The sequence below is a fragment of the Mycobacterium sp. UM_WGJ genome (genome assembly GCF_000455125.1).
GTDB lineage: Bacteria > Actinomycetota > Actinomycetes > Mycobacteriales > Mycobacteriaceae > Mycobacterium.
Genome location: NZ_AUWR01000018.1, coordinates 12,532 through 35,472, shown reverse-complemented (window position 1 = coordinate 35,472; position 22,941 = coordinate 12,532). Strand labels below are relative to the sequence as shown.

The following is a 22,941-nucleotide window of genomic DNA, read 5'->3' as shown; positions in this document are numbered from 1 at the left end:
TGCGGGACCGGTCGCGGCGCATCCAGCCGTACCAGGCCCGCCCGCGGCGGGTCGCGGTACAGTGTCGTCCTGTGAAATTCGGCCGTTCGACCGTGCTGCCGGCCCTGCTGGCTGTTGGCGCACTGACGGTTTCGGCCTGTGGCGGCGGCTCCGCGCAATTGGTGTCCGCCGAGGACCCGGCCGTAGGCGTGGACTGCGGGGGCAAGCAGGAATTGCAGGCCGGCGGCTCGGCCGCCCAGGCCAACGCGATCGAGCAGTTCGCCTACGCCTTTTCCCGGGCCTGCCCCGGGCAAGCGCTGGTCTACACCGCCAATGGCTCCGCCGCCGGAGTCGATGACTTCCTCGCCAACGAGAGCGACCTGGCCGGCTCCGAGGTGGCTATGGACCCCGCCAAGACGCAGCCGGAACGGGCCGCGGAGCGATGCGGCTCGCCGGCCTGGGACCTGCCGCTGGTGTTCAGTCCGATCGCCGTCACCTACCGCATCACCGGGGTGACCAGCCTCAGCCTGGACGGGCCAACCCTGGCAAAAATCTTCAACGGCAGCATCGGCAGCTGGGACAACCCCGCGATCAAGGCGCTCAACGCCGGCGTCCCGCTGCCCGCGCTGCCCATCCATGTGGTGTATCGCAGCGACCGGTCGCCCAGCACCGCCAATTTCCAGAAGTACCTCGAGGTCGCCTCTGACGGCGGCTGGTATTCCAGCGGCGACACGTTCAACGGCGGCGTCGGCGAAGCCGCCACCGGCAACAACGGTGCCGCTGCGGCGCTGCAGGCCACCGACGGATCCATCACCTATAACGAATGGTCGTTCGCGGTCGGCAAACAGCTGCCCATGGCTCAGATCGTCACCGCGGCCGGATCGGCACCGGTGGCGATCTCCGCCGAATCGGTCTCCAAGACGATCGCCGGGGCGAAGTTCGTGTCCGACGCCAACCCGAACAATGACCTGGTGCTGGAGATGGCATCCCTCTACCGGCCCGCCGAACACGGCGCCTACCCGATCGTGTCGGCGACCTACCAGATGGTCTGCTCGAAATACCCCGATGCGGCCACCGGCACGGCGGTCAAGGCGTTCCTGCAGGCTGCGATCGGTCCAGGCCAGGACGGGCTGGACCAGTACGGCTTCATTCCACTGCCGCCGTCCTTCAAATCCAGGGTCCAGACGGCGGTCAACGCGATCTCGTGACCATTCGCGGCGTCGGCGCCGGTTAGTCTGGTAGCTACTCTTTCGCCGCAGTGCGCGGCACTGTGGTCGAAGGGAGCGTCGTCGGTGAACAATCCCGAGCCGGTTTCGCGGACCGGATCGCGATTCGGCCCCTATCAATTGGGGCGGCTGCTCGGCCACGGCGTCGTGGGTGATGTCTACCGGGCCGAGGACACCCGCAACGACGAGGCCGTGGCACTCAAGCTGATCTCGGAGTCGTTCTCCACCGACGAGGCGTTCCGCAGCCGGCTCGAGGACGAGGCCGAAGCCGCCGGACAGTTGACGGAGCCCCATGTGGTGCCGATCCGCGCCTACGGCGAGATCGACGACGTGCTCTACCTGGAGACCGGCCTGATCGACGGTACCGACCTGGCCACCGCGTTGGCCGACGGAGGTCCGTTGAGCCCGCCGCGGGCGGTGGCCATCGTGCGGCAGGTCGCCGCGGCCCTGGACGCGGCCCATAACGCCTTTGTCGTCCACCGCGACGTCAAGCCCGACAACATCCTGCTCACCGCTGATGACGCGGCGTATCTGATGGACTTCGGGGTGGCCGCGGCCATCGCCGAACCGGGCGCAGCGGCCAAGCCGGCGGTCGGCACCCTGGCCTACATGGCGCCCGAGCGTCTGACCGGCGAACAGGTCACGCATCTCGCCGACATCTACTCACTGGCCGCTGTGCTGGCCGAGGCGCTCAGCGGGGTGTGCCCGTTCTCCGCCGAGACCGTCGCCGAGGCGATCGAAGAACGCCGCACGACCGAGCCCCCGCAACCGAGCAAGCTGTTCCCGGGGCGCGTTCCGGTGGCCATCGACGCGGTGCTCGCCCGCGGGCTGGCCCGCAAACCCGAGGAGCGCTACAGCAGCGCCGGTGAGCTCGCCGCCGCCGCCTACCAGGCGCTGACCGAGCCCGAACGCCACCAGGTATCCCGGATCCTGCTGCGTGGCGAGCCGGCGCTGCACCTGCCCGGCGGCCTGGAACCCGAGCCCCGATCTGAGGGCCGAGGTGGCGGCGCGGCGCCGGCCGGCGTGAGCCGAGCCGGATGGGCGCCGACCGACATCGGATTCGGTGCTGCTTTGGGCGCCGGTCTGGGCGGCCCGCCCCCGGCGCCCTCCCCGATGTCACCCCTGCTGCGCAACGACCTGCAGACGCCGACCACGGTCATGCCGACCCCGTCGCGACGCCGGCGGCTGCCCCGCAAGCCGGTGCTGGTGGCGGCCGCGGCGGTTGCCGCGGTCACCGTGGTCGCCGGCATCGGGCACGTGGTGTCGGAGCCCTCGTCGGCGACGCCGGTGGCGGCACCCCCACAGGAGGTGCTGCCGTTCACCGACCTGGACTTCCGGCTCTCACCGGGCGGGGTGGCGTTGGACGGCGACGGCAACGTCTACGTCAGCAGCGAAGGCATCCAGGGGCGGGTGGTGCGCCTGGCCGCCGACACGACCGCCTCGACGGTAGTGGCCTTCAGCGACCAGTACCAGCCCCGCGGTGTGGCGGTCGACAGCATCGGCAACGTGTACTTCTCCGATGTCAACGATAGGGTGGTCAAGGTCAGCGCGGACTCCGAGACTCACACGGTGCTGCCGTTCGCCGGCCTGGATGACCCGGACGGGGTGGCGGTGGACTCCGACGGCGGCAACGTCTATGTCGCCGACCGCGGCAACGACGTGGTACTGCGCCTGGACACCGTCACCAACATCCAGACCACGGTGCCGTTCGTCGGCCTCAACAAGCCCGACGGGGTGGCAGTCGACACCGCCGGCAATGTCTACGTCACCGACACCGGCAACAACCGGGTGCTCAAGCTGGTGGCCGCCACAGGCGAGCAGGTGGTGCTCTCGTTCGCCGGGATCGTCGCTCCGCGGGGTATCGCGGTGGACGAGGCCGGTGACGTCTATGTCACCGAGCACAACCGCAACAAGGTGGTGAAGCTGGCCGCCGGAGCCGCAATCCCGGTGGTGCTGCCGTTCACCGGACTCAACTCCCCATTGGACGTCGCCGTCGACAAACGCGGCGATATCTATGTCGCCGACCGCGGCAACGACCGGGTCGTCAAGGTGGAGGCCAACAGCTGAGTGCCGCCTGAGGCACCGGCGCTGTGACGGCTGCCGCACCGAAACGCCAGGTAGCATTTTTCGCGTGGACAGTAGCGTCGTGGGCCCGGCCGCGGGTATCGCCGATCCGGTGGCCGACGCCCCGGTCACGACCGTCGGGCGCCACGACCACGACCACGACCACGCGGGGCACGCCCACGGCTTTCTCGTCGTTCACGATGCGGGTTGGCGCCGCGCAGCGACCTGGGCCCGGCGGCTTGCCTGGATAAGCCTGGTCCTGGTGGGGATCGAAGGCGTGGTGGGCCTGTGGCAGGGCCTGGCCGCCGGTTCGATCGCCCTGACCGGTTGGGCGCTGGGCGCCATTCCCGAGGCGATGGCCGGGGCGGTGGTGATCTGGCGGTTCACCGGTGCCCGCACACTGTCGGAGACAGCGGAGCGGCGCGCTCAGATCGGCGTGGCGATCTCGTTCTGGATCAACGCCCCCTATATCGCCGCGGAGTCGATACGCCACTTCATCGGCGACCACCGCAGCGAAGGCAGCGCGATCGGCATCGCGGTCACCGCTGCGGCCGTGCTGGTGATGCCGATGCTGGGCCGGGCCCAGCGGCGGCTCGGCAAGCGGCTCGGCTCGGCGGCGACAGTCGGTGAGGGCGTGCAGAACTATCTGTGTGCGATTCAGGCCGCCGCGGTGCTGGTCGGGCTGACCCTGACCACCCAATGGTCCGGCGGCTGGTGGCTGGACCCGCTGATCGGTCTGGGGGTGGCCGCCGTTTCGGTGTGGCAGGGCTTCCGCTCGTGGCGCGGCGAGGGCTGTGGCTGTTAAAGGCTGCTAAACGCTGTTGCGCCCACCGACGCTAAGTCCCGACTGCCCTGGAGCTGGTGGTGGTGCTCGACAGGAACAGTCGGGACGACGACAGATTACGGCACGGACGGCACGGACGCCATCGGCGTCGCCGCCTCGACACCCAGCCGGTAGCGAATCAACCGCGAACTGTTGGCGACGACGGCCACCGATGACGCGTTGTGCAGGATCGCGGCGAGCACCGGTGACAACGCACCGCCGGCGCCGATCAACAGTCCGACGGCGTTGACCGCGATCGACATGCCGTAGTTCTGCCGGATCACCTCGACGGCACGTCCGCCCAGGTCCCTGACGTCGAGCAGGCGGCGCAGGTCGTCATTGGCCAGGGCGACATCGGCGGTTTCCACCGCGACGTCGGTACCGGCCAGCCCCATCGCGATCCCGATGTCCGCGGCGGCCAATGCCGGTGCGTCGTTCACGCCGTCACCGACCATGCCCACCACGTAGCCCTCGTCCTGCAGCTCACGGACCACCTGCAGCTTGTCCTCCGGCAGCACCTCAGCTCGCCATTCCTCGATGCCGAGTTCGGTCGCCACCGCTGCCGCGGTCTCCGGGTGATCACCGGTGAGCATGACGATGCGGCGAACGCCTTTGGCGCGCAATGCTTCCAGCACCTCACGCGACTCGGGTCGTACTTCGTCGCGCAGACTGATCAGCCCGACCAAGGTGCCATCGACCGCCAGCAGCAGCGGAGTCTCGGCTTGGGCGCGCAGTTTGTTGACCCAGTCCGCCGCCTTCTTGGAGATGCGGACCTTCTCCGAGCGCAGCAGGTTCGGGCTGCCCAGCAGCAGGGTGCGGCCGTCGGCCCAGGTGCGAATGCCCAGCCCCACCAGAACCTCGCACTCCTCGTGCGGCGGGATGCTGATGTGGCGTTCCTCGGTGGACCGGATGACGGCTTCGGCCAACGGATGTCGCGAATGCAACTCCGAGCTGGCGGCATAGGCGAGCACCTGTTCGGGCTGCCAATCCTTGTGGATGGCAACGATATTGGTCACCACGGGACGGCCCACCGTCAACGTGCCGGTCTTGTCGAACACGATCGCGTCCACCCGGCCGGCCTGCTCCAGATGCGAGCCGCCCTTGATCAGGATGCCGCGCCGGGCGCCGTTGCCGATCGCCGCGCTGATCGCGGTCGGCGTGGCCAGCCCCACCGCGCAGGGGCAGGCGATCAACAGCATCGTCATCGCGCGGCGGACATCGCCGGTGAGCACCAAGGTGATCGCCGAGAGGATGAACGAGGCCGGTACGAAGCGGCGGGAGAAGTTCTCGCCGACGGTCTGGATCGGTGCGCGGTCATGCTGCGCCTCCTCGACGCGGCTGATGATGCGGCCGATCACGGTCTGGCTTCCCACCGCGGTGGCCCGGACCACCAGTCGGCCGCGCACCACCACCGAACCGGCATGCACGCGCGCCCCGGCGATCACGCTGACCGGCAGCGTCTCGCCGGTGATGGCGGATTGGTCCACGATGGCTTCCCCGTCGACGATCTCGCCGTCGACCGGGATCGCCACGTGGTCGTGGACGATCACCTCGTCGCCGATCTTCACCGTGTCGATCGGAACCTGAACCTCGGTACCGTCGGCCAACCTGACCCAGGCGGTGTCCTGGTTGCCGCGCAACAGATCCGAGATGGCGCGGCGGGTGCGGCGCAGCGTCAGATCCTGCAGGTACTCACCGATATTGAGCAACCACAGCACGGTCAGCGCCACCACGTTCTCGCGAAGCACCAGGCTGGCCACGGTCGCGGCGGTCACCAGAGCGTCGGTGCCGGCCCGGCCGGACCGGATGGAGCGCAGCGCGCCCCGCAGGAAGGGGTATCCCATGAAGACAGTGGCACCGGTTGCGACGAGCTGGCCGCTGGGTCCCAGCAGCGGCGGCCGGGCGAAGACGTAGCGGCGCATCCCCAGCAGCGCCAGCGCCGCACCGCCGATCACCATGCGCAGCACGTCGGTGTTGCTGACGTCGGCCGAGCGCGGCGTGCGGGCGGGGATCAGCTCGGCGGCCACGGTGGCCGCTGAGGCGATCGCCGCGAGGATCTCCGCAGTGTCACTGCGTTTGGGGGAGTACCAGACCACGACCGATCCGGTTCGCGGATAGGCGTGCACGGTACGGACACCGTGGACCCGGCCGGCGGACTCCTCGGCGGCCACCGCGCGGCGCGAGTCGCCGCGCACCCACGCCACCTGCACCCGTATCCGGCCCGCCGCGTCGGAAATGACGGTCAGCTCGTCGTTGTCGGCGGGCACGGTCGCTATGGCGCCGCTGCTGTTCATCGCTGCGCTCCCCCTCGTCGGCGCGGGGCGGTCAGTGCTCGTGGTCGTGCTCGACGGCGGCCGCCGGCGGGGTGGCCTCCTCGCCGATCCGCTCGCGAGCCTCGGCCACCACGTCGGCCACCTTCAGTCGTGCCGACTCGGCGACCTCTTCGGCTCGCCGGGTTCCGCGCAGACTCCACTCGGTAGCCGTCACCGCTGCCTCGTGCAGCGGAGCTTTCGCCAGCGCCCGGCGGGCCACCTCGTAGGCGCTGACGCCGACCAATCCGGTGAACACCGTCGACGCCGCTTTCGCCAGCAATCCCTGCACTGCCATGGGTCATCTCCTCTTACGTACGGCGGGTTCTTGCGGGCAAGAGTATCAGCATATAAGCATTTATGCATGTGTTGGTGGTCCCGGCGTGACGCCTGCTTCCCCCCGATGGGGGACGGAAATGGCTGTCGGGCGGTTCAGCCCAGATCGCGGGTGACCTTTTCGCTGGCCCGGCGACGCTCCTGCAGTTCGGGATCGGCATTGGCGACCTGGACCAGCGACCCACCCACGGCGAACACCGCCAGCATGTTCTCGATCAGCTCGGTCGGGTTGGTCCAGTCCCCGGTCGACCACACCCGATCCGACGACGTCAAACCCAATGCTGCCGCGCACTTCTCACACGAGGCCAGCACGTCATCCGGCGACGCCCCGGCCAGGGCTGGGCCGGGGGCGCGTTCGGCGTCGATCTGGTCGCCGTGCACCCGCACCGCGGTCGCGTAGTCGGTGACGCCGATCGGCAGGTCGGGGGCCGGCCGGCCGAACGGGTCCAGCGACAACACGACCACTTCGCCGCCGGTGGCAGCCACCGCCGCGTCGGCCTCATCGAGCCGGTCGGCAGTGCACAGCGCGACATCGGAGTCGTCTCCTGGATCGCCGAGCAGCACCTCGGCCCCGATCCACCAGGCACCGAACAGCACCGCCGCGGTCTGCCAGTGCGACGGCAACAACACCGCGATACGACTGCCGGCTCCGGCGCCGAGCTCGTCGCGTAGCAGGTTGCCGGTCTTGGCCGCCCAGTTTGCCAGCGTCGCCGCGGACAGCTCGATGCGCTCGCCGGAGGCGTCGTCGTAATAGGTGATCCGTGGCCCGACGGGGTCGGCGCGCATGATCGGATCAAGGATCGCCGAGCTGAGGTTGATCACCTCAGCGACGTTAGTTCACGCATTGTGGGTCGTTGGAACCCGCGGTCAGAATCGGTGACGCAACGGGGATTTGGGGCGCCTCGTCGTCGTCGTAGCTAAAGATGCCGGCCGCCTGCGCACTGGCGCCCCCGGAGCCCAGGCCCGATCCGGGCCCGGTGTAGTCGTTGGCCAGCACCACGCGCACCGAGCCGGTCGGGACTGACTCGTTGGACACCACCGGCAAGCCGCCCAGGTCCCTGGCCACCGCCAGCGCGCCGGGGTCGTCAGCCGACGCTGCCTGCACCTGGCTGGTGGGCACGTGTCCGGACTCGTTGTTGCCGACCGACCCGGTGCCGAACCCCTTGGCGTTGAGCACCCCGGAAACCGCGGCGGCCAGGCCGTTGATGTCGGTGTCGTTGAGCACGCTGGCGGTGGTCTGTTCCGGGTTGTAGGCCAGTTGCTCGGTCTTGCCCTCGTCCTGATCGTGCAGCAGCCCGGCCACCCAGTCAGCTACCTGGTCGGGATCGACACGGACCACGCTCTGCATACCGTCGTCGCTCCAGCCGGCCTCCTCGAGCACCGGGATCGTGGCGAACGCCACCTTGCCCGCGGCCAGGTCCTGGGCCTTGGTGACGAAGTCGATCACGTCCCAGCCCTCCGACAGCACCACCGACCGCTGTACCGCGGCCTGCAGCCGCGACAAGGTGCCCGGACTGGACAGGGTCTTGCCGGAGATGACCTGATGGGCCAGGGACGCCATCACCGTCTGCTGACGCCGGACCCGGTCCAGGTCGCCGTGCGGGAGTTCGTGGCGCTGTCGGACGAAGCTCAGTGCCTGGGCGCCGCCCAGCCGCTGCCAGCCGGCCGGGAAGTCCGCGCCGGAGAGCTCTTCATACACCGGCTCCTTGAGACAGACGTCGACGCCGCCGAGGGCATCGGTGATCAACGCGAACCCGAGCAGTCCGATCTCGGCGTAGTGGTCGACGGTGACGCCGGTCAGATCGGCCACCGTCTTGATCAGGGCCTCGCGGCCCGCCTCGGTGCCGCGCGCCTGCGCCTGGATCGGATCCATCCCGGATTCGACGAGCGCGTCGGCGGTCTCCAGCCGAGTGGCCCCGTACACGCCGTTGATCTTGGTCTTGTCCAGCCCAGGTGCCGCCACGTAGGAGTCGCGGGGGATCGAGATCGCGGTGGCCGACTTCCCGCTGTTGGGGATCCGGACCAGGATGATGGTGTCGGTGTTGGTGGCCTCGTCGTCGCCGACGCGCAGCGCGGCCAGCTCTTCCGGCGTCAGCGGATTGCCGTGGGCGTCGGTGCGGCTGTCCATCCCGACCAGCAGGATGTCGACCGCGCCGTCGGATCCGCCGTTGCCCAGCGCCAGCGACGAGACGTGGAAGATGCCGTCCTCGAACGACCGGACTTGGCTCCAGGCCACCCCGGTCCCCAGGACGATGGCGACGGCTGCCACCGTGGCAATCACACGAACCACACGTTGCGCAGGCATCACTTCAGATTACTTGCGTAACTGCCGTATCGGCGGTAGCCGAGCGCGGCGTGGCAGCCCGCAAGCGAAGCTGGAGCCGCCGCTTAAGCTCGACGCTCATGCGGATTGTGATCACCGGCGCAGGCGGCCAAGTCGGCACTTTCCTGGCGAAACGCGCCGCCGAGACCGGTCATGACGTGCTGGCGCTGACATCGGCGCAATGCGACATCACCGACGGCGCCGCCGTGGACGCCGTGGACCTGCGGCCCGACGACGTGCTGATCAACTGTGCGGCCTACACCCAAGTCGACGCCGCCGAGACCGATGCCGAGCGGGCCCACGCCGTCAACGCGACCGGACCGGGCCACCTTGCGACCGCCTGTACTCGGGCCGGCGCGCGGCTGATCCACATCTCCACCGACTACGTCTTCGACGGCGACTTCGGCGATAACCCGCCGCGCCCGTACGAACCGGCAGACGCCACCCGGCCACTGTCGGTCTACGGCAGCACCAAACTGGCCGGTGAGAACGCGGTACTGGCCGCTTCACCGGACGCCCTGGTGGTGCGCACCGCCTGGGTCTACACCGGTGCCGCCGGTGGTTCGGACTTCGTCGCGGTGATGCGCGAGCGGGCCGCGGGCGACGCGGACGTGGAGGTGGTCGACGACCAGATCGGATCCCCGACCTATGTCGGCGATCTCGTCGACGCACTGCTGGCGCTGGCGTCCTCGCCGCCGGGCGCTCGGGTGTTGCATGCCGCCAACGCCGGTGCCGCGAGCCGCTACGAACAGGCCCGCGCGGTGTTCGCCGCGGTCGGCGCCGATCCGGACCGGGTGCACCCGGTCAGCAGTGCCGTGCATCCGCGCCCGGCGGCCCGTCCCGCCTACTCCGCGTTGTCGGGCGACGAGTCGGCGCGGGCCGGCCTGGCACCGCTGCGCCGGTGGAGCGATGCATTGTCCGCCGCCGTGGCCAGATAACCTCTAGGCCGTGAGTGAGGCCCTACCGGTGGTGACGGTGACCTATTCGCCGGGATGGCATCTGGACCGATTCCTGGCGTCGCTGGCGCTGGCGACCGACCGTCCGGTGCGGGTGGTGATGGCCGACAACGGATCCACCGACGGCTCGCCGGAGGAGGCCGAGCAGCGCTATCCCAACGTGCAGTTGCTGCATACCGGGGCCAACCTGGGCTACGGCGGAGCGGTCAACGCCGGGGTGGCTCTGCTGGACGCCGAGGGCGGCGAGCGCAGCGAATTTCTGATCGTGGCCAACCCCGATGTGCAGTGGGGTCCGGGCAGCATCGAGGCCCTGCTGGATGCGGCGGCCCGGTGGCCGCAGGCGGCGACGCTGGGACCGTTGATCCGGGAGCCGGACGGTTCGGTGTATCCCTCGGCGCGCCACCTGCCCAGCCTGATCCGCGGCGGCATGCACGCGGTGGTCGGTCCGGTGTGGCCCAACAATCCGTGGACCCGCGCCTATCGGCAGGAACGGCTGGAGCCCAGCGAACGGCCGGTCGGGTGGCTCTCGGGCGCCTGCCTGCTGGTGCGCCGGGCCGCGTTCGACGCGGTCGGCGGCTTCGACGAGCGCTACTTCCTCTATATGGAGGACGTCGACTTGGGCGACCGGCTGGCCAAGGCCGGTTGGCTCAACGTCTACGTGCCCACGGCCGAGGTGTTGCACCAGAAGGGTCACGCCACCGGCAAGGACCCCGCACGCAACCTGGCCGCGCACCATCGCAGCACCTACACCTACCTCGCCGACCGGCACACCGGCTGGTGGCGGGCCCCGTTGCGCTGGAGCATGCGCGGCGCGCTGGCGGTGCGCTCACACCTGGCGGTGCGCAACGCCCGCCGCAAATTGACGAAGGGACACCCGTGACACTGAGCCAACTCGATGCGGTGGTCCTCGTCGGCGGCAAGGGCACCCGGCTGCGGCCGCTGACGCTGTCGGCCCCCAAGCCGATGCTGCCGACCGCGGGTCTGCCCTTCCTGACGCACCTGCTGTCGCGGATCGCTGCCGCCGGCATCGAGCACGTCATCCTCAGCACGTCGTATAAGCCGGAGGTGTTCGCCGAGGAATTCGGCGACGGCTCGGCGCTGGGCCTGCAGATCGACTACGTGACCGAGGATGAGCCGCTGGGCACCGGCGGCGGTATCGCCAACGTCGCCCCCAAGCTGCGCCATGACACCGCGATGGTGTTCAACGGTGATGTGCTGTCCGGGGCTGATCTGACCGAACTGCACGCCTACCACCGGGAGCAGGGCGCCGAGGCCACCCTGCACCTGGTGCGTGTCGGCGACCCACGGGCCTTCGGTTGCGTGCCCACCGACGACGGGCGGGTCACCGCATTCCTGGAGAAGACCGAAGACCCGCCGACCGACCAGATCAACGCCGGTTGCTACGTGCTCTCCCGCGGCGTCATCGACCGCATCCCGCGCGGCCGCCCGGTTTCGGTGGAGCGCGAGGTGTTTCCCGCGCTGCTGGCCGACGCCGTGTTGGTCTGCGGCTACGTCGACACCAGCTATTGGCGCGACATGGGCACGCCGGAGGATTTCGTACGCGGTTCGGCGGACCTGGTGCGCGGCATCGCGCCGTCACCGGCGCTGGGCGGCAAGCGCGGTGAGGCACTGGTGCACGACGGTGCCTCGGTGGCGCCCGGTGCGGTGCTGATCGGCGGGACCGTCGTGGGCCGGGGTGCTGAGATCGGCCCGGGTGCCCGCCTCGACGGCGCGGTGATCTTCGACGGGGTGAAAGTCGAGGCCGGCAGCGTGATCGAACGATCGATCATCGGCTTCGGCGCTCGCATCGGGCCGCGGGCGTTGATTCGCGACGGGGTGATCGGCGACGGCGCCGACATCGGGGCGCGCTGCGAATTGCTGCGCGGGGCCCGGGTGTGGCCCGGGGTGTCGATCCCGGACTGCGGGATCCGCTACTCCAGCGACGTCTGAGCCGTTTTCGCGCTGACTCTGCGCTCAACGGCGCACCCATCTCGCGCTTTTCCGCCATGGACGCCGAGTCAACGGTGGATAGTCATAACCATGTTCACCAGAGCCTTCGTCGCGTGCCTGGCCGCAGTCGCCATGGCGGCGCCGGCCGCTGCAGACCCGCTGGACCCGATTCCCGGTAACGGGGTCTTTCAGGTCGGAACCGACATCGCACCGGGCCTCTATCACACCGGTGGGTCGGGTTCGGCTTTCGGCGTGTGGATCAACAACGTGCCGACCCAGGAATCGATGTGTTCCTGGTTCACCTACAGCACACCCGATGCGGCCAAGGACCATGTGGTCCAGACGAACACGTCAATCGGCCCGATGTACGCGAGCATTCCCGTCACGGTCAAGGCCTTCGAGTCACAGAACTGCCAACCCTGGACGCGGGTAAACGACTCCCAGTGAGCCCGGGGGCCTATCCGACGGCCCGCGCCACCAGATGCGCCAGGGCGTCGTCGGTGTCCGGCGGTAGGCCGTCGACCGGCCACCAGCGCAGCGCAAGCGACTCGTCGCTGATCCCGATCTGTGCGTTCGTGGGCGCATGCGCCACGAATTGCAGGTCCAGGTGCCGGGTCGGCACACCCAGTGAGCAGGTCACCGGATGCACGTGTACGGCCGCCAGCGCCGGATCCAGTCGCAGGCCGGTGATGCCGGATTCCTCGGTGGCCTCGCGCAGCGCGGCTGCGCGGATGTCGGCGTCGGTGTCCTCGCAATGACCTCCGAGCTGCAGCCAGCGGCCCACCCGCGGGTGCAGCGTGAGTAGCGCGTGCTCACCGGTGTGGTCGAGCACCAGGGTGGAAGCGGTGATGTGGCCGGGAACGCATTCGCGCCGGCACGCGTCGGGGCGGGCCGCCAGAAACGCCAGCACCGCATGCCGGAGCGAATCTTGCGCGGAATCTGGTGCGGTCCAACCACTCAGCGTTGTTACAGCGGACTCGTGCAGAATCATCGCCGCACCAGCAGGTCGCCGATGTCGGCCGGTTCGCGGGGTTCGGGCGGCTCGGTGGGGTAGCCGATCGCGATGGCGCCCAGGGGTTCCCAGTCGGGCGGCAGATCCAGTTCGGTGCGGACCAACTCGGGGGTGAAGATGGTCGAACCGATCCAGCAGCTGCCTACGCCACGGACCGCCAGCGCCACCAACAGGCCTTGGACGGCGGCACCGACGGCGACCGTGAACATGGTGTGCTCGGCGGCGGTGCGGGCGGCGTCCGGATAGTGGTGGGCGCCGTCGGGCACCATCATCGGGATGACGACTTCAGGTGCGTCGTAAAGGATCTGGCCACGCGAGACCCGGGCGTCAATGGACTCAGGCGATCTGCCGTCGCCGGCCAAGTCGGATCGCCACTGCTGTGCCATGGCATCGAGCAGCCGAGTGCGCACGCTCGGAGTCTGCAGCCACACGAACCGGACCGGGCGGGTGTGATGCGGCGCCGGGGCGGTCAGGGCCTCGGCCATGGCATCAGTGATCAGGTGCGCCGGAACGGGTTCCCCGGCGAACCTGCGCACGGAGCGGCGCAGCAGCTGAGCCTGCCCGCGTCCCGCCTCGATGGCCTCGGCGGTCCCGAGCCAGAACAGGTCCTCGGAGCCGGAACGCACCAGTGCTGCTGCGGTGGAACCGTTGTCGGGGCTGCTGACGCCACGCACCACCGCCACCGGAATATCGGTGAGCTTGCCCTTCACCAGGTCGGCAGCCGCGGCGAGTTCGTCAGCGACGGCGACTTCGGTGACCACCAATTCGTTGCCGTGTCGGTCGACTGACCCGGCGTAGCCGTTGAGCACCGACAGGCCCGACGCGCCGATCGCGACGTCGATCTGGCCGTTGCGCCAGGCCCGGCCCATGGTGTCGGTGATCAGCACCGCCACGCTGACGCCCAGACGCTCGGCCAGTCCGGCGCGCAACGCGGCGGCGCTGCCGTCGGGATCGACCGGCAACAGCGCGAGTTCGTCGGAGCCGACGTTGGAGCCGTCCACACCGGCGGCCGCCTGCACCAGTCCCAGGCGGTTCTCGGTGATCCAGGTGCGGCCCTTGCGGGCCAGTACGCGTACCGCCTCGGCCTCGACCAGTTGGCGGCGCAGCGCATCACGCGCCTCGGCGTCGTGCGGCGCCGGCACGATGCGGCCCTCGCACTTGGACACCACCTTGCTGGTGACGACCACGATGTCGCCGTCGGCCAGCCACGGTGCGGCCTGGGCCAGCACGGACGCGAGATCGTCGCCGGGCCGGAACTCGCCCAATCCGGTCACCGGCAGGATCTCGACCTTGGCGGCGCTGCCGTGCTCGCCCTGCCCCTTTATGGTGACACCCCCGCTAGCTCCAGTCCGGTGCGGACCATTTGGGCCGTGGCCGCCGGATCGGTCATCAACAGCGGGGCGGCGCGAACGGTGACGCCGGCGATGTCGGGTGTGTCGGGGGACTCGCCCTCGTGCACCAGCCAGTAGTCCAAGATCCCGGTGCCGCTGCGGGCGCCGTAGTGCTCGCCGACGGCTCGGGAGGTGGAGTCCAAGCCGATCACGCTCAGGCAGACATCGGCCATACCGCGCAACGGCTTTCCGGCGATGATCGGGGAGTAGCCGACGACCGGTGCCGCCGTGGAGCGCAGGGCCGCGCGGACACCCGGAACGGCCAGGATGGCGCCGATGCTGACCACCGGATTCGAGGGGGCCAGCAGCACGATGTCGGCGCCGGCGATGGCGTCGACGACTTCGGTTGTGGCGGTGGCCTTCTCTGCGCCCACGAAGCCGAACCCGTGGGTGGGAACTTGGGCACGGTAGCGCACCCACCACTCCTGAAAGTGGATCGCGCGCTGGGTGTTGTCGGCCGGATCGGTGATGACGACGTGGGTTTCGCAACTGTCGTTGGTGACCGGCAGCAGTCGCGCGCCGGGCTGCCAGCGCTCGCACAGCGCCGAAGTCACCTCGGTCAGCGGGTAACCGGCGCGCAGCGACTGGGTGCGGACCAGGTGGGTGGCCAGGTCGCGGTCGCCGAGACCGAACCAGTCGGGCTGCATTCCGTAGCGGCCCAACTCCTCCATGGCATGCCAGGTTTCGTCGCGATGCCCCCAGCCGCGTTCGGCATCCACGCCGCCGCCCAGGGTGTACATGCAGGTGTCCAGATCGGGGCAGATGCGCACACCGTGCATCCAGGCATCGTCGCCGACGTTGACGATCGCGGTCAGCTCGTGCGCGTCGGCCCCGTTGTCAGCCGGGGATTCGGCGAATTGGCCCAGACCCAGTAGTTTCTGGACGCCGAGCAGGAATCGGGCGCCGCCGACCCCTCCGACGAGAACGGTGACCTTCACAGCGCACGACAGTACCTTTGGCGCCGCCGCCGCCGGTGTGGCGGACCGCCGTCGTCGCTGCATCGGGGGCACGGTAAGACACGCCGAGACGCGGGTGTGGGGTAGATGACAGGGACTCGCCGGTCTCGGACACGTTGGAAATCGATCACGAGATGGTAAGGAATTTGGCCAATCAGCTTGACCGGGCTGATCAACCCGTGTCTAATCACACTAGTGTCATTTCCCGGTTGGCCAGCCGATTTCGGTGCCGCAGACCGAGATTCGATCACATGTTCGAATCGAGATGGTCAATATCTTGGATTCGGCCGACATATCAGGATCGCGCTACAGGTGAGGAGGCGGAGCATGTCCTATGAGCACCTTTGGGGCGTGATGGGAGGAGCATCGCACGCCGGTGCCGAAATGGCTGAAATGGCTGGGCCGAGCGGGCTGGAGGCGATGCCCAGTCGACCACATCTGAGTCTGGTTCCCGAGCCGGAGGACTACGACGAGTTCGACCCGTTCGACCCCGCGACGGCCACCAATGAGCAGTGGCAGGACCGTGCCCTGTGCTCGCAGACCGACCCCGAGGCGTTCTTTCCGGAGAAGGGCGGTTCGACTCGCGAGGCCAAGAAGATCTGCCAGCGATGCTCGGTTCGCAGCGAGTGCCTGGAGTACGCCTTGGCGCACGACGAGCGTTTCGGTATCTGGGGCGGGCTTTCCGAGCGTGAGCGCCGCCGCCTCAAGCGCGGCATCATCTGATTCCCGCTCTGCGACGAGTGTGACCGATCGGTCCTAGTCGTCGATCGTCGGGTCGATGACGGTGGGCTCGACATCCAAATAGGTGGCGACTTGGGCCACCAAGATCTCGTGCAATAAATCACCGAGCTCTGTGCTGTCGTTTGCGCGTTGCTCGATCGGCTTGCGGAACAGCAAGATTCGGGCGCGTGTCGGATTTCCCCGCACATCCACCCCGGCGGGAATCAAACGGGCCAGCGGAATTGGCCCGTCCGCGACCACTTCTGGGGGCCACTGCACACTGTCGGGATCCTTGGCGGCGATCCGCGGGATCTCATCGACCGCGACATCGAGCGCCGTCAGCCGTTGCTTCCACCGTTGCTCGATGGGCTCGTAGGCCTCCAGCACGGCCATGTCGAACCGTTCGGCGCGGGTGCGCCAGCCTGGAACGGTGGGCGGCAACAGCGGCCCGCGGGTTTCGCGGCCGCGCCAGCGGCGACGCGTGGCGATCACGCAGAAGATGGTAACGGTTGTGCATAGGGTGCCGGCGCCTTGCGCGTGTCCGGCGGCGCGGGGGCGCGCGGCCACGATAGCCTCACGGGCGTGAACGTTCCCCGCCGTTGCTGCCGGCCAGGGTGTCCGCACTATGCGGTGGCGACGCTGACGTTCGTCTACTCGGACTCCACCGCCGTGGTCGGCCCGCTGGCGACTGCCGCTGAACCGCATTCCTGGGACTTGTGCTTCAGTCACGCAGGCCGGATCACCGCCCCGCGCGGTTGGGAACTGGTCCGCCACCCCGGCCCGTGGGTATCGCCTGAAGAGGATGATCTGATCGCGCTTGCCGAGGCGGTTCGCGAGCGCGAATCCGGGCGGGCGGCCCCGGCAAACGGGTGGTACCCCCAGGCCAATCCGATCGACTCCCCGACCCGCGGAGCGCCCACCGCCGGACCCGGTGGTGGTGTGCTGGCACCGCCCGGGGCACCGGGCAAGACCAATGGCCGGCGTCGTGGCCACCTGCGTGTGTTGCCAGACCCTTCGGACTGATCGCGGGTTCCGGGCTAGGCTTGAGCGTCAAGAGTCCACTGCGTCAGGAGCCCTGTCCATGTCTCGGCCCGCTGCGGCTGTCCACCGTGTGATCAAGGCGTACGACGTACGCGGCCTGGTCGGTTCGGAGATCGATGAATCCCTCGTCACTGAGGTCGGGTCCTCGTTTGCCCGGCTGATGGCCGAGGAAGGCGCCCACCAAGTGGTGATCGGCCACGACATGCGGGACAGTTCGCCACTGCTGTCTGCGGCGTTCGCCGAAGGCGTGATCGCCCGCGGCCTGGATGTGGTCCGGATCGGGCTGGCGTCGACCGACCAGCTCTATTTCGCCTCCGGGGCGCTGGACTGCCCGGGTGCGATGTTCACTGCCAGCCATAACCCGGCGGCCTACAACGGCATCAAGCTCTGCCGGGCCGGTGCCAAGCCGGTGGGCGCTGACAGCGGCCTGGGCCGGATCCGCGATGAGCTGATCGCCGGCGTCGATCCGGCTGGCGACGGCCAAGAATCGCGCGGCAGCATCACCGACCGTGACGTGCTCGCCGACTATGCGGCATTCCTGCACTCGCTGGTCGACATCTCCGGCCTGCGGCCGCTGCGTGTGGCCGTCGACGCCGGCAACGGGATGGCCGGCCACACCGCCCCGGCGGTGTTCGGCTCGGTCGGGGGTATCACACTGCTGCCGCTGTACTTCGAGTTGGACGGCAACTTTCCCAACCACGAGGCCAACCCGCTGGATCCGGCCAACCTCGTTGATCTGCAGACGTTCGTGCGCGAGAGCGGCGCCGACATCGGACTGGCCTTCGACGGCGACGCCGACCGGTGCTTCGTGGTCGACGAGCGCGGCGAGCCGGTGTCGCCATCGGCGGTGACCGGCCTGGTCGCGGCCCGTGAATTGGCCCGCGAGCCCGGTGCGACGGTGATCCACAACCTGATCACCTCGCATGCCGTGCCCGAACTGGTCAGCGAGCGCGGCGGCACCCCGCTGCGGTCGCGGGTCGGACACTCCTACATCAAGGCGCTGATGGCCGAGACCGGGGCCATCTTCGGCGGGGAGCACTCGGCGCACTACTACTTCCGGGAATTCTGGGGCGCCGACTCGGGCATGCTGGCGGCCCTGCACGTACTGGCCGCGCTCGGCGAACAGCAGCGGCCGTTGTCGGAGCTGACCGCCGACTACCAGCGCTACGCGGCGTCCGGCGAGATCAACTTCACCGTCTCCGATGCGCAGGCCTGCGTGGACGCGGTGGTCGGGTCGTTCGGTGACCAGGTGTCGTCGGTGGACCACCTCGACGGCGTGACCGTCGAGCTGGGTTCGGGCAGCTGGTTCAACCTGCGCAGCTCCAACACCGAGCCGCTGTTGCGGCTCAACGTCGAGGCGCCCGACGCCGCCGCGGTGGACGCGGTGGTGGCCCAAGTCTCCGAACAGATCACCGCTGCGGAGAAGTCGCGTCCGTGACCGCGTTCTCCGGCTCCTTCTCCACCGTCGACCTCGATGACACCGAGGCCCTGCTGGCGGCTGACCGTGACGGCGCACTGTGGGCCGCATCGATGGCCGGCGCACAGGTGCGCGCTACCGCCGCGACGGTCGATGAGGGTGCCCTGGATGCCGTGCGCAGCGAGAGCCGTGACTACCCGCCGCGGACGATCATCTGGCTGTCCACCCGCGGCACCGCGGCCACGGCAGGGAGCCTGCTGGCCGCTACCCGCGGCGAGTCGGCGCGGGCACCGCTGGTGCTGGCCGCCGAGGCCCCGTCCTGGATCGGATCGCTGGACGCCCTGATCGTTGCCGGCGACGATCCGGGCGATCCCGCGCTGGTCGCCGCGGCCGCGGCCGGGGTACGTCGCGGCGCGCGAGTCGTGGTGGTCGCGCCCTACGAAGGGCCGCTGCGCGACGCCACCGCCGGCCGGGTCGCCGTGCTGGAACCGCGGATCGCCGTCTCGGCGGAGTTCGGTCTGCCGCGCTACCTGGCCGCCGGGCTGGCCATCATGGATGCCCTGGAGGGTGCGGCCGCACCGACCGACTTGGCCGTGCTGGCCGACGAGCTCGACGCCGAGGCGCTGCGCAACAGTGCCGCGCGTGAGCTGTTCACCAACCCGGCGAAGATGCTGGCGGACCGCATCGTGGGCCGCGAGGTCGCGTTGGCCGGCGACTGCGCGGCGACCCTGGCGCTGGCTCGGCACGGCAGCGCGGCGATGCTGCGGATCGGTCGGATCACGGTAGCGGCGGCCGGGCTGGCCGACGCGGTGAGCGTGCTGCGGGCGCAGGCCGCCGGTGGCCGCGACGTCTCCGACATCTTTCACGACGAGCAGATCGACGGACCGGCCGCCGGACGGCTGCGAGTACTGGCCCTGACGTTGGCCGCCGAACGCACCGTGGTGGCGGCCCGAATCAACGGCCTGCACGACGTCGATCTGATCGCAGCCGGGGATGTGCCGGTGGCACCGGGTGCCTCGGCGGAAGCCGCGAGCCTGACTGTGCCGGCGGGGGAGCTGTCGCCGAGCGGTCCGGGCCGGGCCGAACAGCAGCTTGCGGTGTTGGCCGTGCGGTTGGAGATGGCCGCCGCCTACGTGAGACTTTTGCGGGGTTGACGGGAACAGTGGAACAGCTACGCGGTGCGATACGGACCTACGCCTGGGGCTCGAGGACTGCTATCGCCGAGTTCACCGGTCGGCCCGTTCCGGCGGCGCATCCCGAAGCCGAGCTTTGGCTGGGGGCACACCCGGGGGACCCGGCCTGCCTGGAGACCGACACCGGCGAGGTGTCGTTGCTCAACGTCCTGACTCACGACCCGGAGGGCCAGCTGGGCCCGGTGGCTCAGGCGCGCTTCGGTGACCGGCTGCCGTTTCTGGTCAAGGTGCTGGCCGCCGACGAGCCGCTGTCGCTGCAGGCCCACCCCAGTGCCATGCAGGCGATCGAGGGCTACGAGCGTGAGGAGCGGCTCGGGGTCCCGGTGTCCTCGCCGATCCGCAACTACCGCGACACCAGTCACAAACCCGAACTTCTGGTGGCGCTGCAGCCGTTCGAGGCGCTGGCAGGATTCCGGCCGGTGGCGCGCACCATCGAGCTGCTGAGGGCGCTGGCCGTATCCGACCTGGACCCGTTCATCGACCTGCTCGGCGGCCAGACCGGCAACGGTCAATCCGATGTGCAGTCCGACGCCGATGGACTGCGGGCGCTGTTCACCACGTGGATCACCGCGCCCCAACCTGATCTGGACGTGTTGGTGCCCGCGGTGCTGGAAGGGGCCATCCAGTACCTCAGTTCTGAGGCCGGCGAGTTCTCTGCCGAGGCCAAGACGGTGCTCGAACTGGGGGAGCGGTATCCCGGGGATGCCGGTGTCCTGGCTTCGCTGCTGCTCAACCGGATCAGCCTGGCGCCGGGAGAGGCCATCTTCGTCTCGGCCGGAAACCTGCACACCTACCTGCATGGCGTGGGTCTGGAGGTGATGGCCAACTCCGACAACGTGCTGCGTGGCGGACTGACCCCCAAACACGTCGACGTCCCCGAGCTGCTGCGGGTGCTGGATTTCACCCCCACCACGGAGGAGGCGCTGCGACCGGCCACCCATACCGAGGGACTCGAGCTGGTCTACCGGACACCCGCCGAGGAATTCGCGGTGTCGCGACTGACGCTCGACGGCAGCCACCTCGGTCACGAGGTGGACGCGCCCGCGCGCCACGACGGTCCGCAGATTCTGCTGTGCACCGAGGGCGTGATCACCGTGCACGCCAAGTCCAAGACGCTGACGTTGCACCGCGGCGAGTCGGCCTGGGTGCCCTGCGACGACGGGCCGATCCGGCTGCTCGCCCAAAAACCGGCCGCCCTGTTCCGGGCGACGATAGGCCTCTAGAGTGTCGTCCTCGGGCAGCACCAAGGCCATCATCGCGGCCTTGACGGCCAACGGCGGCATCGCGGTGGCGAAGTTCGCCGGTTACCTGATCACCGGTAGCGCCGCCATGCTCGCCGAGGCAGTGCACTCGGTGGTCGACACCTCCAACCAGGCGCTGCTGCTGTTCGGGCAGCGCGCGGCCGCCAAGGCACCCGACGCGCTGCATCCCTTCGGGCACGGACGCAGCCGCTACTTCTGGTCGTTCGTGGTGGCGCTGGTGCTGTTCAGCCTGGGCTCGATGTTCGCGCTCTACGAGGGCTACGAGAAGGTGCGTCACCCGGTCGAGCTGAGCTCGCCGGTGGTGGCGATCGCAATCCTGCTGGTGGCTATCGGCTTGGAGACCTACAGTTTTCGCACCGCGCTGCGCGAGTCGCGCCCGCTCAAAGGTGAGGCCAGCTGGTGGCGCTTCTTGCGTACCTCCCGCAACCCGGAGCTGCCGGTGGTCCTGCTCGAGGACACCGCGGCGCTGATCGGTCTGGCACTGGCACTGATCGGCGTCGGACTGAGCACGGTCACCGGAAATCCGTTGTGGGACGGTGTCGCAACGCTGGGCATCAGTGCGCTGCTGGGGGTGGTCGCCGTATTCCTGATGGTGGAGATGCACAGCCTGCTGATCGGCGAGGGCGCCACCGCCGCCGAGGATCAGGCCATTCGCGCGGCGCTGGAGGGCACCGAGAACGTCACCCGGCTGATCCACATCCGCACCCAGTACCTGGGCCCGGAAGAGATGCTGGTGGGGGCCAAGATCGCAGTGGTTCGCAGCCTCGATTTGGCCGGCGTCGCGGCCACCATCGACGCCGCCGAAGCCAATATCCGTGCGGCTGTACCCGCGGCGCTGGTCATCTATCTCGAGCCGGATCTGGACCGCACGCCTGTGCCACACTCGGTGGACCAGAAAGGTTGATCGCTTTGTCCAAACTTTCCTTTCCACAGCTGGTGGCCGCCTGCCAGGCCGGCGGCGGCAGCACCCTGACGGTGTCCACCGAGCTGGCGCCGGCTGGGGGACCACACGCCGCGATCAGCCCGGCGCCCCGTGCCGGGCGCTCAGCGTCGGCGGTCGAGACCCGACTGATCGACGGGGAACCGACGGCCACTGTGCTCATCGATGACAACCAGAGCCAGGTCCAGCGCGTCGAAGCCGCGATCCTGCAAGGCATCCACGCCCAGCATCCGCTGCTGAGCCGGGTGCCGCGAATGGAGGTCTCCTACGAGGGCGGCCGGGTGGTCTACACCGATCTCGAACTGCCGCAACGCATTTTCGACGGGCACTTTCTCACCGGCTCCATCGACGGCAAGCCCGCGATCGCCCACCCCGCCTACCGCGTGGCCCGCGAGAGCACACCGGACAACGCTCGCGCGCTGCTGGAACTGAGCCCCGGCAGTCTGATCTTCGGTGCGATCGACGCCGCTTTGGGCACCGGTCAAAGCCGTTTCCGCGGAGTGCTGTCCGGTGAGATCATCGGCGTGCTCGTCGAAGGTGTATCGGCGGATTCCCGTGCGGTGCCCGACAGCGGAGTGTGCTGCAGTCGGATTATTCGCACCCAGGTGCTCAGCTTCGCCGCGCTGCGTCAGCTGCGTTTCGACTGCGGCCCGGCCGGCGACGAGGCGGGCCGTGTCCTGCTGGCCGCCTACGCGCTGGCCGGGTTGGCGCGTTCGAACGCCGAACTGAGCATCCGGGCCAACTGTGACCTGGTGGAAACCGGCCCCACCACGCTCAAACTCGATGCCCGCGATGGGGACTTCGTGGAGTTGGCCGCGCTGTCGATCGCCGAGGCCGACGAACTGCTGGAGCGGGCTCTGGTGGAGGCCTACCGGGAGGCCGACATCAGCTGGCGGGGCCAGGTGCTGCGTGTCACCGGTAACTCCGCGGCCTACACCGCCGCCCAGAACGGCGGAGCGTCGCAGGACACGCCGGTCGTGCATGCGCCTCGGCGGTTTCGGTTGCCGCACTTCCTCGGAAGCCGGCTGACCACGCCGAACTGA

22 protein-coding genes are annotated in these 22,941 nt (G+C 69.2%); 14 read left to right on the top strand and 8 right to left on the bottom strand.

The features are described from left to right. Positions 1–71: 71 nt before the first annotated feature. The 3 genes from pstS to N416_RS21395 all read left to right on the top strand — a co-directional run bounded on the left by pstS (position 72) and on the right by N416_RS21395 (position 4,074). Entirely contained in the window at positions 72–1,187 is a 1,116-nt protein-coding gene (pstS, locus tag N416_RS0107325) for a phosphate ABC transporter substrate-binding protein PstS (RefSeq protein ID WP_024441467.1), read from the top strand. An 84-nt stretch (positions 1,188–1,271) separates the two neighbouring features. Beyond that, the gene (locus N416_RS0107320; protein WP_024441466.1) at positions 1,272–3,272 is read left to right on the top strand and encodes a serine/threonine-protein kinase PknD; all 2,001 of its coding nucleotides are present in this window, start codon (positions 1,272–1,274) and stop codon (positions 3,270–3,272) included. A gap of 244 nt (positions 3,273–3,516) precedes the next feature. Next, a complete protein-coding gene (locus N416_RS21395) occupies positions 3,517–4,074 on the top strand; it encodes a cation transporter (protein WP_036457523.1) in 558 nt (185 codons plus the stop codon). A 95-nt stretch (positions 4,075–4,169) separates the two neighbouring features. Here N416_RS21395 and ctpC read toward each other — a convergent pair whose 3' ends face one another. The 4 genes from ctpC to N416_RS0107295 all read right to left on the bottom strand — a co-directional run bounded on the left by ctpC (position 4,170) and on the right by N416_RS0107295 (position 9,045). Then, a complete protein-coding gene (gene ctpC / locus N416_RS0107310; protein WP_051190206.1) occupies positions 4,170–6,386 on the bottom strand; it encodes a manganese-exporting P-type ATPase CtpC in 2,217 nt (738 codons plus the stop codon). Positions 6,387–6,417: 31 nt separating this feature from the next. Further along, a complete protein-coding gene (locus N416_RS0107305) occupies positions 6,418–6,699 on the bottom strand; it encodes a DUF1490 family protein (protein ID WP_024441463.1) in 282 nt (93 codons plus the stop codon). 134 nt (positions 6,700–6,833) lie between these two features. Next, positions 6,834–7,559, bottom strand: a complete 726-nt coding sequence (locus tag N416_RS0107300) for a TIGR03089 family protein (RefSeq protein WP_024441462.1) — start codon at positions 7,557–7,559, stop codon at positions 6,834–6,836. A gap of 10 nt (positions 7,560–7,569) precedes the next feature. Further along, complete coding sequence (locus N416_RS0107295; RefSeq protein WP_024441461.1) at positions 7,570–9,045, bottom strand: LCP family protein; 1,476 nt, start codon at positions 9,043–9,045, stop codon at positions 7,570–7,572. 95 nt (positions 9,046–9,140) lie between these two features. Between N416_RS0107295 and rfbD the strand changes: the two genes are divergently transcribed. From rfbD to N416_RS0107275, 4 genes are all read left to right on the top strand, one after another. Further along, the gene (rfbD, locus tag N416_RS0107290) at positions 9,141–9,998 is read left to right on the top strand and encodes a dTDP-4-dehydrorhamnose reductase (RefSeq protein WP_036457501.1); all 858 of its coding nucleotides are present in this window, start codon (positions 9,141–9,143) and stop codon (positions 9,996–9,998) included. A gap of 28 nt (positions 9,999–10,026) precedes the next feature. Then, complete coding sequence (locus N416_RS0107285; protein WP_192830921.1) at positions 10,027–10,896, top strand: glycosyltransferase family 2 protein; 870 nt, start codon at positions 10,027–10,029, stop codon at positions 10,894–10,896. Next, the gene (locus tag N416_RS0107280) at positions 10,893–11,966 is read left to right on the top strand and encodes a sugar phosphate nucleotidyltransferase (RefSeq protein WP_024441458.1); all 1,074 of its coding nucleotides are present in this window, start codon (positions 10,893–10,895) and stop codon (positions 11,964–11,966) included. Before N416_RS0107285 ends, N416_RS0107280 begins: the two co-directional genes overlap by 4 nt. 90 nt (positions 11,967–12,056) lie before the next feature. After that, positions 12,057–12,413, top strand: a complete 357-nt coding sequence (locus tag N416_RS0107275; RefSeq protein ID WP_024441457.1) for a hypothetical protein — start codon at positions 12,057–12,059, stop codon at positions 12,411–12,413. A gap of 10 nt (positions 12,414–12,423) precedes the next feature. Here N416_RS0107275 and N416_RS21390 read toward each other — a convergent pair whose 3' ends face one another. From N416_RS21390 to cofD, 3 genes are read right to left on the bottom strand one after another with little or no spacing between them, the layout of a single operon-like run. Continuing rightward, a complete protein-coding gene (locus N416_RS21390) occupies positions 12,424–12,957 on the bottom strand; it encodes an NUDIX hydrolase (RefSeq protein WP_036457499.1) in 534 nt (177 codons plus the stop codon). Beyond that, positions 12,954–14,303, bottom strand: coding sequence for a coenzyme F420-0:L-glutamate ligase (locus N416_RS0107265; protein ID WP_024441456.1), 1,350 nt, complete (start codon positions 14,301–14,303; stop codon positions 12,954–12,956). The genes N416_RS21390 and N416_RS0107265 overlap by 4 nt, the downstream gene beginning before the upstream one ends. Then, positions 14,300–15,307, bottom strand: a complete 1,008-nt coding sequence (cofD, locus tag N416_RS0107260; RefSeq protein WP_024441455.1) for a 2-phospho-L-lactate transferase — start codon at positions 15,305–15,307, stop codon at positions 14,300–14,302. The genes N416_RS0107265 and cofD overlap by 4 nt, the downstream gene beginning before the upstream one ends. Positions 15,308–15,652: 345 nt before the next feature. Between cofD and N416_RS0107255 the strand changes: the two genes are divergently transcribed. Beyond that, positions 15,653–16,048, top strand: a complete 396-nt coding sequence (locus N416_RS0107255; protein WP_024441454.1) for a WhiB family transcriptional regulator — start codon at positions 15,653–15,655, stop codon at positions 16,046–16,048. A gap of 33 nt (positions 16,049–16,081) precedes the next feature. On the opposite strand, the gene N416_RS0107250 is transcribed toward N416_RS0107255, so the two are convergent. Further along, positions 16,082–16,534 carry a metallopeptidase family protein gene (locus N416_RS0107250; RefSeq protein WP_046285013.1) on the bottom strand — a complete coding sequence of 151 codons (453 nt, stop codon included), beginning with the start codon at positions 16,532–16,534 and terminating at the stop codon, positions 16,082–16,084. Between the two features lie 93 nt (positions 16,535–16,627). Between N416_RS0107250 and N416_RS0107245 the strand changes: the two genes are divergently transcribed. The 6 genes from N416_RS0107245 to N416_RS0107220 are packed head-to-tail and all read left to right on the top strand — an operon-like array spanning position 16,628 to position 22,941. Then, positions 16,628–17,068, top strand: a complete 441-nt coding sequence (locus tag N416_RS0107245) for a DUF3499 domain-containing protein (protein ID WP_081654487.1) — start codon at positions 16,628–16,630, stop codon at positions 17,066–17,068. A 58-nt stretch (positions 17,069–17,126) separates the two neighbouring features. Beyond that, a complete protein-coding gene (locus tag N416_RS0107240; RefSeq protein ID WP_024441451.1) occupies positions 17,127–18,524 on the top strand; it encodes a phosphomannomutase/phosphoglucomutase in 1,398 nt (465 codons plus the stop codon). Next, the gene (locus N416_RS0107235; protein ID WP_024441450.1) at positions 18,521–19,657 is read left to right on the top strand and encodes a hypothetical protein; all 1,137 of its coding nucleotides are present in this window, start codon (positions 18,521–18,523) and stop codon (positions 19,655–19,657) included. The genes N416_RS0107240 and N416_RS0107235 overlap by 4 nt, the downstream gene beginning before the upstream one ends. Before the next feature lie 8 nt (positions 19,658–19,665). Beyond that, positions 19,666–20,919: a mannose-6-phosphate isomerase, class I gene (gene manA, locus N416_RS0107230; protein WP_024441449.1), complete on the top strand. Its 1,254-nt coding sequence runs from the start codon at positions 19,666–19,668 to the stop codon at positions 20,917–20,919. A 1-nt stretch (position 20,920) separates the two neighbouring features. Further along, on the top strand, positions 20,921–21,862 hold the full coding sequence (locus N416_RS0107225; RefSeq protein ID WP_024441448.1) for a cation diffusion facilitator family transporter: 942 nt from the start codon (positions 20,921–20,923) through the stop codon (positions 21,860–21,862). 5 nt (positions 21,863–21,867) lie between these two features. After that, positions 21,868–22,941, top strand: coding sequence for a type I-U CRISPR-associated protein Cas7 (locus N416_RS0107220; RefSeq protein ID WP_024441447.1), 1,074 nt, complete (start codon positions 21,868–21,870; stop codon positions 22,939–22,941).